General features: G+C 65.0%; 15 protein-coding genes. 5 read left to right on the top strand and 10 right to left on the bottom strand.

Features of this window, described 5'->3' with window-relative positions:
• Positions 1–151 precede the first annotated feature (151 nt).
• The 5 genes from ACQR0W_RS25985 to ACQR0W_RS25965 form a co-directional block, all read right to left on the bottom strand.
• Positions 152–556, bottom strand: coding sequence for a hypothetical protein (locus ACQR0W_RS25985; RefSeq protein ID WP_316172058.1), 405 nt, complete (start codon positions 554–556; stop codon positions 152–154).
• Positions 557–739: 183 nt separating this feature from the next.
• Positions 740–961, bottom strand: a complete 222-nt coding sequence (locus ACQR0W_RS25980; protein WP_315711437.1) for a hypothetical protein — start codon at positions 959–961, stop codon at positions 740–742.
• Positions 962–987: 26 nt separating this feature from the next.
• The gene (locus tag ACQR0W_RS25975) at positions 988–1,203 is read right to left on the bottom strand and encodes a hypothetical protein (RefSeq protein ID WP_315711436.1); all 216 of its coding nucleotides are present in this window, start codon (positions 1,201–1,203) and stop codon (positions 988–990) included.
• Positions 1,204–1,397: 194 nt separating this feature from the next.
• Positions 1,398–1,910, bottom strand: coding sequence for a transcriptional regulator LdtR (gene ldtR / locus ACQR0W_RS25970; protein ID WP_008962376.1), 513 nt, complete (start codon positions 1,908–1,910; stop codon positions 1,398–1,400).
• 360 nt (positions 1,911–2,270) lie between these two features.
• Positions 2,271–2,738: a DUF6163 family protein gene (locus ACQR0W_RS25965; RefSeq protein WP_315711435.1), complete on the bottom strand. Its 468-nt coding sequence runs from the start codon at positions 2,736–2,738 to the stop codon at positions 2,271–2,273.
• Positions 2,739–2,956: 218 nt separating this feature from the next.
• On the opposite strand from ACQR0W_RS25965, the gene hemB reads away from it, so the two are divergent.
• From hemB to ACQR0W_RS25950, 3 genes are all read left to right on the top strand, one after another.
• A complete protein-coding gene (gene hemB / locus ACQR0W_RS25960; protein ID WP_315752921.1) occupies positions 2,957–4,018 on the top strand; it encodes a porphobilinogen synthase in 1,062 nt (353 codons plus the stop codon).
• Positions 4,019–4,212: 194 nt separating this feature from the next.
• Positions 4,213–4,746, top strand: coding sequence for an RDD family protein (locus tag ACQR0W_RS25955; RefSeq protein WP_315711433.1), 534 nt, complete (start codon positions 4,213–4,215; stop codon positions 4,744–4,746).
• A 91-nt stretch (positions 4,747–4,837) separates the two neighbouring features.
• Positions 4,838–5,614, top strand: a complete 777-nt coding sequence (locus tag ACQR0W_RS25950; RefSeq protein ID WP_316165167.1) for an arginyltransferase — start codon at positions 4,838–4,840, stop codon at positions 5,612–5,614.
• 71 nt (positions 5,615–5,685) lie between these two features.
• On the opposite strand, the gene ACQR0W_RS25945 is transcribed toward ACQR0W_RS25950, so the two are convergent.
• Positions 5,686–7,065, bottom strand: coding sequence for an Nramp family divalent metal transporter (locus ACQR0W_RS25945; protein WP_315827210.1), 1,380 nt, complete (start codon positions 7,063–7,065; stop codon positions 5,686–5,688).
• A 202-nt stretch (positions 7,066–7,267) separates the two neighbouring features.
• Between ACQR0W_RS25945 and ACQR0W_RS25940 the strand changes: the two genes are divergently transcribed.
• A complete protein-coding gene (locus ACQR0W_RS25940; RefSeq protein WP_316172059.1) occupies positions 7,268–8,059 on the top strand; it encodes a class I SAM-dependent methyltransferase in 792 nt (263 codons plus the stop codon).
• Between the two features lie 102 nt (positions 8,060–8,161).
• Positions 8,162–9,388 (top strand): MFS transporter, encoded by a 1,227-nt coding sequence (locus ACQR0W_RS25935; protein WP_315711428.1) that lies wholly within the window; start codon positions 8,162–8,164, stop codon positions 9,386–9,388.
• Here the strand turns inward: ACQR0W_RS25935 and ACQR0W_RS25930 are convergent.
• The 4 genes from ACQR0W_RS25930 to ACQR0W_RS25915 form a co-directional block, all read right to left on the bottom strand.
• Entirely contained in the window at positions 9,385–9,819 is a 435-nt protein-coding gene (locus ACQR0W_RS25930; protein WP_315711427.1) for a universal stress protein, read from the bottom strand. The two genes, ACQR0W_RS25935 and ACQR0W_RS25930, sit on opposite strands and share 4 nt — an antisense overlap.
• A gap of 63 nt (positions 9,820–9,882) precedes the next feature.
• Entirely contained in the window at positions 9,883–11,157 is a 1,275-nt protein-coding gene (locus ACQR0W_RS25925; RefSeq protein WP_316187299.1) for an adenylate/guanylate cyclase domain-containing protein, read from the bottom strand.
• A 37-nt stretch (positions 11,158–11,194) separates the two neighbouring features.
• Positions 11,195–11,599 (bottom strand): arsenate reductase (glutaredoxin), encoded by a 405-nt coding sequence (gene arsC, locus ACQR0W_RS25920; RefSeq protein WP_315711425.1) that lies wholly within the window; start codon positions 11,597–11,599, stop codon positions 11,195–11,197.
• Between the two features lie 206 nt (positions 11,600–11,805).
• Positions 11,806–12,768 carry a cation diffusion facilitator family transporter gene (locus tag ACQR0W_RS25915; protein ID WP_316187300.1) on the bottom strand — a complete coding sequence of 321 codons (963 nt, stop codon included), beginning with the start codon at positions 12,766–12,768 and terminating at the stop codon, positions 11,806–11,808.
• Positions 12,769–12,824 lie beyond the last annotated feature (56 nt).

Below are 12,824 nucleotides of genomic sequence, written 5' to 3'. Positions count from 1 at the left end.
GGCCGGCGGTCGGTTCAGTGAAGGCGGTCGGAAAAGACCCCTGCCCTTACCATACGGGCGGCGGCAGGCCAAGGGACAGGCCAAGCGGTTGCGGGTCAAACCGGATATTTGCGCCAGATATGGTGGACGGCCGCTGGAGCAAGCCCCCTGCTCAGGCCCCGCCGCAGGAGTGCCAGCTTTCCGACATCTGCCACGTTCCCTTGGTCCGGAGATTTGTGGCCTTGTAGATTCGCCCCCGATCATCGCCGGGCGGGCATTTCTTCGGCTTCCAGATGGTGCAGAGCCGCACGGCATCGCCCAACTTGGAATGGGCGACGGCGGCATTCCACTCCGCGTCGATCTGCTCGGCGCCGTTCTGGTACAGCAAGTGGACGCCCTGATCCATCATGGGCTCACCATGCTCGTCGAGCTTCTCGCCGAGTTTGAACGGGGTCGGCGACAGCGGCTCATCGAACCGACCAGCAATTTTCGTAATCGTCGTCTCTACGCAGGCGCCTATTCTTGCCAGCGCTTCTCGACTGTTCGGTCCCTTCTGGGGCCAGACCGTCTCAGCCATGCTCCTCGTAGGCAGACTCAGCTCTCCGCACGCGAAGGCCAAGATTCCCGCCGTGGCAATAACTCGGGACACCAAACGCATCGATCCCCCAAAAATAAGCAACCTGCATGAAACCGGATGGTCTCATACAGGTTGTCGGTATCATGAGGCAAGCGTCGCGCGAGCAATCTCGCGCCGAAGACATCAGAGGCCGGTGTAGCCCGCCTTCACCGGATCGACGCGACCGTCGAGCTGGCGAAGATAGGTCAGGCCGCACACGGTGAGACGATGCGGGTCGCGCTCGCCGGCTTCGAACAGCGTCTGGATGTAGGCGCTCACCTTGCGGCGCGCCTCGTCGCTCGCCGCAGCGGTGCGGTTCGCCAGCAGGTCGTAGGTGTGCATGATGCGATCGATGGCGGCTTCCATATCATCCCCTCTTGAACGTCAGGCCGTCAGGCAGACTTGAACATCGAAATCGCCTTGTTGGCGAGCTTGAGCTTGTTGAATTCTCCGCGGTGAATCAGTTGAACGATGATGTCGACGAGTCTTTCGTTCGGCGTGAACTCCTCCGGCATCTCGCCAGAGAGACGCAGATAGTTGGAGGCGATGGCATAAGCATCGCCGACCATCGCCACGTTCATGACTTGCATTCCGGCATCGTGCAGCATGGTCCGACCTCCGGTCCAAGGACATAAGCCCAGGAGCCTTGATTGGTTCCAATTCGGACCGGGGATTTTGCCAAACGAACACGAAAAAGCGCCGGCCGAAGGGGCCGGCGCAAGAACGACTTCCAGACGATCAACGACTGTCCGGTCTTGGCTCTCGAGGTCGGAGCCGGCTCAACCGAGACGATGAGGCCTGCTCAGAGGCGATAGAGGATCTGATCGGTCCAGAACCGCTCGAGACGATGCAGCGACTTGTTCAGCGTCGAGAACTCCTCGCTGGAAATGCCGCCGACCTGCTCCACGGTCTTGACGTGCTTCTGATACAGCGAGTCGACGATGCGGCGGATCTCCTGGCCCTGCGGGGTCAGGCGGATGCGGACCGAGCGGCGATCGACGCGCGAGCGCTGGTGATCGAGGAAGCCGAGCTCGACCAGCTTCTTCAGGTTGTAGGAGACGTTGGAGCCGAGATAGTAGCCGCGCGTGCGCAGCTCGCCCGCGGTCAGCTCCTTGTCGCCGATGTTATAGAGCAGCAGCGCCTGGACCGAATTGATGTCGGAACGACCACGGCGGTCGAACTCGTCCTTGATGACGTCGAGCAGGCGGCGATGCAGCCGCTCCACCAGCGTCAGAGCTTCCAGATAGAGCGACTGGACGGTGCCGCCCTGGCCCGGCGCAGCAGTCTCCACGGCCGTCGCAACGGCTTTCATCATGACACTTCCCCTGTCGTCGTTTTTGTCGACTTATTCGACGAAACTTTTGTCCCGTCTGATAGAACGAACTTAAGGGGCGTGCTTTGAAGATCGCCTTAAATAAGAGCATAAAGAGAGAATGAATCGCGGAGAGTGAATCCTCTTTTAATTCAGTAATTACAGAGGCTTTTGCAATAGTCCGTTGACGGTCGAGGCGCGATGTTCGCGCTCTGTTTCACCCACCTGTCGCATTACAAAACACGCTTGGGTAGCGCCGCTAAGGTCTCTGTAACAGCTGTGGCAGGCGCTCTTAAGGTGTTCGAAACATTACTTGCATGGCGCTGAAAAGATTTACAGCGTGCAACGAATTTTTCGCACGACCTATGGTGGCCGCTCCCGGGCCGCCATCCAGGCCAGCACGAGGTAGGCGGCGAGCATGATTGCCTCGCCCGCGACCACCAGCAGATTGCCGCCGTAGATGCCCGGGAACATCAGCTCGATCACCGCCATCGACACCACCGTGGTGAGCCACACCACTGCGCCCCACGGCGTGGCGAGCCACAGGCCCACGGCGGCGACGAGCTCGATGACCGCGAAATAGACCGTCGCAGCCTGCCAGGCCATCGCCTGGTTTTCGAACGCGTCGTCCTCGCCGCCGATGAAGCCGGTCACCTGGGCCCAGTGGTACAGGCCCTTGGCGATCGAGAGCATGGCCATGACCCGCAAAAACAGCACGAGCCGCCGCGTCCAGACATTGTCGTCGCTCTCGCGCCGATCCGAGGACATGGCGGCAATCGACATGGCGGCGTTGTCACGTGCCAGATCTCGCGCCGAGGGAATCTCAGCCATGGCAGCTCGAGCAGAACAGGATGGTCGTCATTGGGGCCTCTCAAGACCAGGAGCATGGCGATTCTTGGCCGGCCGGCACCGTGAAAGCAACCGGGTAGGAAATCAACCGGGCCGCTTGCGTCAGGTCAAGTGACGGGCGACGGCCGAAGTGCTACAGATTGTTGGAATTACAACAAATCAAATCCGGCTCGCCGGCCAGCTCAAGGAGCCAGCACCCCATGGCGATCAAATTCGGCCGCCCGATCGACCTGCGCGACACCGCGCGCAACCCGGCCACTGCACCGACACCGGCGCTCGAGCTGACCATCCGCCCCCGCCGCAACCGCAAGGCCGAATGGGCGCGCCGGCTGGTGCGCGAGAACGTGCTCACTACCGACGATCTGATCTGGCCCCTGTTCGTGGTGCAGGGCGACCGGACCCGCAGCACCGTCGCCTCGATGCCGGGCGTGGAGCGGCTGAGCGTCGACGAGATCGTCCGCGATGCCGAACGCGCGGTTAGGCTCGACATCCCCTGCATCGCACTGTTCCCCTATACCGAGCCGTCACTGCGCGACGAGCACGGCTCCGAGGCCTGCAACCCGGACAACCTGGTCTGCCAGGCGGTGCGCGCGATCAAGAAGGAGTTCCCGGAGATCGGCGTGCTCTGCGACGTCGCGCTGGACCCTTTCACCAGTCACGGTCATGACGGCCTGATCCGGGACGGCCGCATCCTCAACGACGAGACCGTCGCCGTGCTGGTGCGCCAGGCCCTGGTCCAGGCCGAGGCCGGCTGCGACATCATTGCGCCGTCGGACATGATGGACGGCCGGGTCGGCGCGATCCGCCAGGCTTTGGATCAAGCCGGTTTCCTCGACGTGCAGATCATGGCCTATGCAGCCAAATATGCATCCGCCTTCTACGGCCCGTTCCGCGACGCGATCGGCTCGGCCAAGACGCTCACCGGCGACAAGCGCACCTACCAGATGGACAGCGCCAATAGCGACGAGGCCCTGCGCGAGGTCGAGCTCGACATCGCCGAGGGCGCCGACATGGTGATGGTCAAGCCGGGCATGCCCTATCTCGACGTCGTCAGGCGCGTGAAGGACACGTTCAGCATGCCGACCTTCGCCTATCAGGTGTCGGGCGAATACGCGATGATCGCGGCGGCCGCCAACAATGGCTGGATCGACGGCGATCGGGCGATGATGGAGAGCCTGCTGGCCTTCAAGCGCGCCGGCGCCGACGGTGTGCTCACCTATTTCGCCCCGCAAGCCGCCGAACGGCTGCGGCAGCAGCGTTGAGGAGGCGCTGGGATCTTTCGGGACCCGCCGGTCTTTGAGCACGCCGATCCTTTCGCGTGCGCGAACCGCCGGGTCGCGGAAAGGGCTCAGAAGTCGCGAAATGGCCGGAAATTTGCCGCGCCTCCTGCAAGAACGGCCCTTGCAAGCGCAAGTCGGGTTCCCATGTGCTGGGTGCCAATCCGGAGGGCTTATTCATGGCGTATATGGGCTCAGGCGATAGCAATGACGGTCCCGGTGCTCGGCCGCACGCCTACGATCCCTATCAGCAGCCGGAATTGTTTCGCGGCGTGCTGACGCGGCGGATGATCGCATTCCTGATCGATCTCCTGGTGCTCTCGGTCCCGGTGATCCTGGCGGTGATCTTCATTGCCGTATTCGGCGTGGTCACGCTGGGTCTCGGCTGGGCGTTGTTCTGGCTGGTGTCGCCGGCTTCCGTGATCTGGGCCATCGTCTACTACGGCGCAACGATCGGCGGGCCGAGCTCGGCGACGATCGGCATGCGGGTGATGGATCTGGAGGTGCGGACCTGGTACGGCGCGCCGGGCTACTTTGTGCTCGGTGCCGTGCATGCCGTCTGCTTCTGGATCTCGGTCTCGGTGTTGTCGCCGCTCGTGCTGCTGGTCGGACTGTTCAACAGCCGCCGCCGGCTGCTGCACGATTTCGTGCTCGGCACCGTCGTGATCAACACGTCTGTGCGCTCGCAACTGACTGAACCGGCTCGTACCTGATGAGACGTCCGGTGGCACAGCAAAAGCGATTGACCGGCCGCCTCCGGAGCGCAATTCTGTTGATGATCGCCTCGGAGGCTCACGACGTTCCTTGACCCAGCATTCGCGTGACACCCCGCAATTCTACCTGACCGCGCCCTCGCCCTGCCCGTATCTGCCGGGCCGGCAGGAACGCAAGGTGTTCACGCATCTGGTCGGCGACAAGGCGACCGATCTCAACGACCTTCTCACCCATGGCGGCTTCCGTCGCAGCCAGTCGATCGCCTACCGGCCGGCCTGCGACCAGTGCCGCGCTTGCGTGTCCGTCCGCGTGATCGCCAACGAATTCCGCCCCTCGCGCAACTTCCGGAAGGTGCTCGCGCGCAACTCCGATCTGGTCGGCGAGCAGCGCAGCGCCGTGCCGACCTCCGAGCAATATTCGATCTTCCGCGGCTATCTCGATCAGCGCCATCGCCATGGCGGCATGGCCGACATGACGGTGCTCGATTACGCCATGATGGTCGAGGACAGCCATGTCGAGACGAGAATCATCGAGTACCGCCGCCGCAATCTGAGCAACGGGCCGAACGGCAGGGGCGGTGAGTTGGTCGCGGTCGCGCTGACCGACGTGCTCAGCGATGGCCTGTCGATGGTGTACTCGTTCTTCGACCCGTCGGAGACCACGCGCTCGCTCGGCACCTTCATGATCCTCGACCACATCGCCCGGGCGCGGCGCCAGGGCCTGCCCTACGTCTATCTCGGCTATTGGATCGAGGGTTCGAAGAAGATGGACTACAAGAGCCGCTATCTGCCGCAACAACGGCTCGCGGCTGCCGGCTGGCTGCGCGTGGATGCCGAAGGCGACATCGCGCCCGAGCCGCAGGACTAGAGGGAGGCAATAGCGAGGGGGAGTAGAGGTCTTTCGACATCCCTTGGTTCGCTGCTCCCTGCGCGCCATCCCTATCCCGTGGCCAGATCCCACACCAGCTTGGCATTGAGCGCGATGATCACCACCGCGATCAAGGTCGCAATCGCCGTCAGCCAGCGCGGCGCCACGAACTGCCCCATCTTGGCCCGGCTCGCGGTGAGCAGCACCAGCGGCACGATGGCGAACGGCAGTTGCAGGCTGAGCACGACCTGACTGAGGATCAGGAGCTGCCCGGTCGCCTTCTCGCCGGCCCAGATCGTCACCACCACGGCCGGCACGATTGCGATCATGCGGGTGATCAGCCGGCGCAGCCAGGGCGCGATCCGCCAGTGAAGAAAGCCCTCCATCACGATCTGGCCGGACAGTGTCGCGGTGATCGTCGAATTCAGGCCGCAGCACAACAGCGCGATCGCAAACAGCGTCGGCGCCAGCGTCGACCCGAGCAGCGGCGCCAGGAAGGAATACGCCTGGTCAAGCTCGGCGACGTCGCGTTGTCCGGTGCGGTGGAACGTCGCCGCCGCCAGGATCAGGATCGAGGCGTTGATGGTCAGCGCCAGGCACAGCGCGATGGTGGAATCGATCGTGGAGAGCGTGATCGCCTCGCGCTTGTCCTCTGGGCTGTCGCCGTAGCCGCGAGTCTGGACCAGGCCCGAGTGGAGATACAAATTGTGCGGCATCACGGTGGCGCCGAGAATGCCGAGCGCCAGATAGAGCATCTCCGGATTGGCGATCAGCTGTCCGCTGGGAACGAAGCCCTTCACCACCTCGGCCCAGTCCGGCTGCGCCATCGCGATCTGGATCGCGAAGCACAGCGCGATGATGCCGAGCAGCGCGACCACGAACGCCTCGATCCAGCGGAAGCCGAACGCCTGCAGCGCCAGGATCAGGAAGACATCGAGTGCGGTGACGCAGACGCCGATCGACAGCGGCAGCCCGAACAGCAGGCTGAGACCGATCGCAGTACCGATCACTTCCGCGAGGTCGGTGGCCGTGATCGCGATCTCCGCCGACAGCCAAAGCGGCACCGAGACCCAGCGCGGGGTAGAGTCGCGACAGGCCTGGGCGAGGTCGCGGCCGGTGGCGACGCCGAGCCGTGTGCACAGCGACTGCAGCACGATCGCCATCAGGTTGGACAGCAGCGCGACCGAGAGCAGGACGTAGCCGAACTTGGCACCGCCGGCCAGCGACGTTGCCCAATTGCCGGGGTCCATATAGCCGACGGCGACGAGGTAACCGGGTCCGAGAAAGGCCAGCAGCTTGCGCCAGAGCGACCCTTTTGTCGCGGTTCGTACCGTCGCGAACATGTCGCCGAGAGACGGATCGCCGCGCTCACCGCGCCAGCCTCCGTTCAGGCGGTCGCTCGGCGGAACCATGGCGTGCAGCTGCGAAAGGTCTGACGATTTTGCGTCCATGGCGCTATCCTGGACGAAACCGACGTTTAATGCAACTTACTTGCAAGTGCGACTTGCCCATGTGGCGGTGCCGCATAGAGATGCTGGAAATCCTCCGATACCGCTTCATCATTGCGAAAGCTCGTCCCTGCCGATTCGCGGCCCGCCTCCTCGAGGCGGCCCATCGGCGACGGGCGCCACTTCCCCACTGACGGGATCCACCATGCTCTCTACCCAACTCGGGCTCCGACCGGTCACGAACGCGCCCGTGCCTTGCAAGATCTGTGACGGTCCTGCCTCGCTCTACGGCGTGGTCGACATGAACCGCCCCTGCCAGACGGCCCATGCCCATCGCCCGCCGCTGGCCGGCGTACCAATCTACTACCGGCGCTGCGCGGATTGCGGCTTCCTGTTCACGGACGCCTTCGACGACTGGAGCATCGAGCAGTTCAAGACCCACATTTACAACGACGGCTACGAAGCCGTGGATCCGGACTATCGGATCAAGCGGCCAACCGACAATGCGGCGGCCGTGGCCCGCTTCTGGGCGCCACACAAGGCCGGAATGCGGGTGCTCGACTTCGGCGGCGGCAACGACTTGTTCTGCACCGGCCTGCGCGCTCAAGGCTTCGCGGAAGCGGTCACCTATGATCCGATGGTGGCCGAGCACGCAACCCAACCCGATCGCAAGTTCGATCTCGTCACCTGCTTCGAGACGCTGGAGCACGTGCCCGATCCGCTGGCGACGATCGGAGCCATGGCAGCCTGCGTGGCCGAACCGGGCGCGGTATTCTACTCGACGTTGACCCAGCCGGACGACTTCGAAAGCCAGGGCATGTCCTGGTGGTACATCGCGCCGCGCAACGGCCACATCTCGATCTACACCCAGCATGCGCTGGCGCTGGCCTGGCACCGGTTCGGCTTCAAGACGGCGCCGCTGAATGCCGGCACGCATCTGGCGTTCCGCACGCTGCCGCCGGAATGGGGATTGGCCGAGGCACCGACCGCGGCGTAGGCCGTCCGCAGCACGACGGCCGATGCCGGAGATCAGGAAGCGGGTGGGCGCAGGGAGGCTGAGCGGCGATGATGGCCACATCATCACATCAGGTTCCTCTTCATGACTCCCTCGCCCGCCCTGCCCGCCGCCTTCCACCGCCTCGCCTGGTCGAACCTCACCGCGCAATCGGCCGAGCAGATCGCGCTCGCCGCAGCGCCGATCGTCGCGGTGCTCGCGCTCGGTGTCGGCGAGGGCGAGACTGGACTCTTGCAGACGGCGCTGACCGCGCCCTTCGTGCTGTTCGCGATCCCTGCGGGGCTGCTCGCCGACCGGATGTCGCGACGGCTGCTGATGGCGCTGGCAGAGATGCTTCGCGCGCTGGCGCTGCTCGCGATCCTCATCGCCTTCGCGGCCGGCGCGCTCACGCTGCCGTTGCTGGCGGCGCTTGGATTCGCAGCGGTGTGCGGCACGGTGGTGTTCAGCGTCGCCGCGCCGGCCCTGGTGCCGAGCCTGGTCGCCCCCGCCCAGTTGGCGCCTGCGAATGCGCGCATCGAGCTTGCCCGTACCGTCGCCTTCGCCGCGGGGCCCGCGCTCGGCGGCGTGCTGGTCGGCTGGATCGGCGGCGCGCCCGCCTTCGGCTGCGCCGCTGCGCTCTCGCTGGTCGCAGCCGTCTGCCTGGCCGGCATCGCCGAGCCCGCCCGCGCGCCCGTGCCGCGCCGCCATCCGCTGGCCGACATCAGGGAAGGCGCCGCCTTCGTGCTGCATCATCCGCTGCTGCGGCCGGTGTTCGCAACCCAGTTCATCTTCAACACGGCCCATTTCCTGCTGCTCGCGGTGTTCGTGCCCTATGCAGTCCACCGGCTCGGCCTGTCGGCAGGAGGCGTCGGCTCGGTGCTGTCGATGTTCGGCGTCGGCATGGTGTGCGGCGCGCTGCTGGCGACGCGCATCATGCGGCTTCTGCCGTTCGGCACCGTCATCGGGCTCGGCCCCGTCACCGGCTTCGCCGCGGCGCTCGTGATGGCACTGACCACGTTCGTTCCCTCGCCTGTCCTTGCCGGGCTCAGCTTCTTCCTGCTCGGCGCCGGGCCGATCCTCTGGGTGATCTCGACCACGACGCTGCGGCAGTCGGTGACCCCGGCCGGCCTACTCGGGCGGGTGTCGGCCATCAACATCCTGAGCTACGGCGCCCGTCCGCTGGGCTCGCTGCTCGGCGCGGTCGTCGGCGGCCGCTACGGCGCCGACACGTGTCTCTACCTCGTCGCCGCCATCTTCGGCCTGCAGGCGCTCGTCATCCTCGCCTCGCCGGTCGTCGCGATCGCGCGCCAGCCGGAGCCGCAGCCCGCCTAGCGATAGACCAGGATCGGCACGGTCGAATGCGTCAGCACCTTCAAGGTCTCGCTGCCCAGGATCGCCGAGACGCCGCGCAGCCCATGCGAGGCCATCAGCACCAGATCGCAATGCTGCTTGCGGGCGGTCTCGACGATCGCCTCATAGGGCTTGTCGTGCTCGACGCAGAGCGTGGCGCAGGCGACGCCGGCCCGCTCGGCATCGTCCTTCACATGATCGAGATATTTCGCGGTCTGATCGGCCACCAGCGACTTGTATTGCGCGAGCGCCTTGGTCGCAGCGTGAGGATCGACGACCAGCGAATGCAGCGGCGTCGACACCACCAGCGCCGTGACCTTTGCGCCGGTCGCCTTGGCGAGCGCAATGCCGTGCTTGATCGCGGCCTTGGACAGATCGGAGCCATCGGTCGGCAGCAGAATATGTTTGTACATGAGCTTTCATCTCCCGGCAGAGGGATGCTGGGCAGACTCGCTTCGGCTGGGCATTGACGTGGGTCAAGGGTGCGACATCTCGTCCGCCAAGTAGTTCTCGTAGGCCCGCGTGGCCGAGGCGCTGCCGGCAATTTCCGGATCGAGCGTGAAGAGATCCTGCGCGCGGCCGATGCCGCGCAGCGCGTAGCGGCCGGTCGACACCAGGTAGCGGCGACCTTCGTCGTCGAGCCCCTCGCAGAATTCGGCGGACGCCAACAGTTCGCGATCGACCGAGCGGCACATCGAGGCGATGCGGCTGACCTCGTTGACGGCCGGTCCCACCACGGTGAAGTCGAGCCGGTCCTCGCTGCCAATATTGCCGTAGAACACCTCGCCGACATGCAGGCCGACATAGGCCGAGGTGACGGGCCGTCCCTCGCCGGCGCGCCGTGCGTTCAGCTTCAGGATGTTCAGCCGAAAGCGATGCTCGGCACGCAGCGCAGCCCGGCGGGCCGAGGCCATGTCGCCCCCGGTGAAGATCGCCAGCACGCCGTCGCCGATCAGCTTCAGCACGTCGCCGCCGGACTCGTAGATCGCGTCGATCGAGGCTTCCGCATAGTCGTTGAGCAGCGGGATGATCTCGTCCGGCGATATGCTCTCACTGATCGCGGTCGAACTGCGCAGGTCGGAGAACCACAACACCGCATTGATGCGCTCGGTGACACCGCGGGAAATCCGGCCGCGCAGCACCTGTTCCGACGCATCGCGGCCGAGATAGACGCGGCCAAGGGTTCGCACGATGTCGACCTGCTGCGCGGATTTGATCGTCAGCGCGAGCAGCGGGACCAGGTCGCGCAATGCGCCGACCTGCGTGTCGGTGAAGCCGCCGTCACGCCGCGTCAGCCAGTTCGAATAGAAGCAGTCCATCTGGCCGAGCGTGCCGGCTTCCCCGAACCGGTGCACGAAGGCGAGATAGTGCCGATGTCCCTGTGCGGAAAGCTCCTCGATGATCGGAAAATCGAGATGCGCACAATTCATGAAGTCAATGCTGAACTCGTCATGGCCGTTCTCCAGCATGTGGTGGAAGACCGAGCGCCGCCAATTCTGTGCCGCCTCTCCCTCATTGCTGGAGCCATATTCAAAGCTGTCGGCTTCGTTCGTGTCGAAATCGTTCCAGCGGAAGCCGCGCCCCTCGAAAATCGGATGCAGCGTATCGATGATCGCAAGGCTGCGCGACAGTTCAAGCCCGGCCGCGCGACAGCGCTCGCAGAAGCCGCGCAGGATCTCGTTCTCCGGCATTCCGGTCAGGCTCTGACCTACGAGCCAGTTCGCCACTTCGAGACGGGTCGCCGTATCCATGGTTTCAACTCACCAACGCGTCACGATCCGGAAAGCTTCAGGCAGGCCGGCTCACCACCTCGCCGTCCTCCTTGGTGAAGGAGGAGACGGGATGATCGAGCAGGTCGAGCACAAGTTCGGACGGGCGGCAGAGCCGCGCCCCCCTGCTGGTCACCACGATCGGCCGGTTGATCAGGATGGGATGCGCGAGCATCGCCTCGATCAGCTGGTCGTCGGTCCATTTGGGATCGCCCAGCCCAAGCTCGGCATAGGGCGTGCCCTTCTCACGCAGCACGTCGCGCACCCTGACGCCCATCGCGTTGATCAGCGCAATCAGCTGTTCGCGGCTCGGCGGCGTCTTCAGATATTCGATCACCTCAGGCTCCTCACCCGAGGCGCGGATCATCGCGAGCGTGTTGCGCGACGTGCCGCAGGCCGGATTGTGAAAGATCGTCACGGGCATGGGCTGTCCAGTCGTTGCGTTCCGAAGGCACATTCCCGTGCCGTGCGTCTCACCCCAGACATCGTGTCCCTGATGGTGCGGCCGCGATGCGGGAGATGGTCACTGTTATCACGGCGCCGCCGCCGGCCGGAATGGGAACTCCGCCGGTCGAGGGAAATCGCCAGCGCGATGTGCAGACTGGCAGGAAGGAGCTGCCCCATCGCGGCTCACACCACGTCGGCAGGAGCGAGCTTGCAGGCGCAGCCATCGGCCTCGATCTGCAGGGTCGGATGCTGGATGTTGAAGCGATGTGACAGCTCGGCGCAGACGCGATGCAGGAACGCATCATCCGTTCCGCCTGCCCGGACCAGATGCGCCGTCAGCGCGGTCTCGTTGGTGCTCATCGCCCAGATGTGAAGGTCGTGCACCTCGCTGACGCCGTCGAGCGAGGCGAGATAGTCGCGCACCTCCGGCAGCGCGATGTCGCGCGGCACGGCGTCGAGCGCCAGATTGACGCTGTCGCGGGCGAGATCCCAGCCGCTCAGGAGCACGACGAGCGCGATGACAAGGCTGACCACCGGATCGACCCACAGCCACCCGGTCCAGATCGTGACCAGTGCCGCTACGACGACGCCGAACGACACCGCGGCGTCGGCGGCCATGTGCAGGTAGGCGCCACGGATGTTGAGGTCGGTGTCGCGGCCGCGCATGAACAGCAGCGCGGTGGCGCCGTTGATGGCAATGCCGAGCGCGGCGACCCACAGCACGGTGATGCCGGCCACTTCGCCCGGATTGCGCAGGCGATCGAACGCCTCGACGGCGATGCCGCCGACCACCAGCAGCAGCAGCCCCGCATTGATCAGCGCCGCCAGGATCGAGGCGCGGCGATAGCCGTAGGTATGGCGGTCGGTCGGCCGCCGGCCCGACAGCCACAGGGCGCCCCAGGCCAGGAGCAGCGACATCACGTCGGACAGATTGTGGACCGCGTCCGAGATCAGGGCCAGTGAATGCGCGGCGTAGCCGAAAACGAGCTCGGCGATGACGAAGCCGGTATTGAGCGACACGCCGATCGCAAAGGCCGCGCCGAAGCTCGCCGGCGCATGGCTGTGGCCGGCGTGGCCATGGGCATGTGGGGGACCATGATCATGAGAATGGCCATGGACGTGATGATGAGAATGCGAGTGCGCCATCCAACGTGTCCCCGGGCGATCGCGCACCTCGCGATCGCCCGCTGTCTGATATAGAC

It is taken from the genome of Bradyrhizobium sp. HKCCYLRH1034 (assembly GCF_051168375.1).
In the GTDB taxonomy this organism is placed as follows: domain Bacteria; phylum Pseudomonadota; class Alphaproteobacteria; order Rhizobiales; family Xanthobacteraceae; genus Bradyrhizobium.
This window is presented reverse-complemented; position numbering and strand designations above follow the sequence as displayed.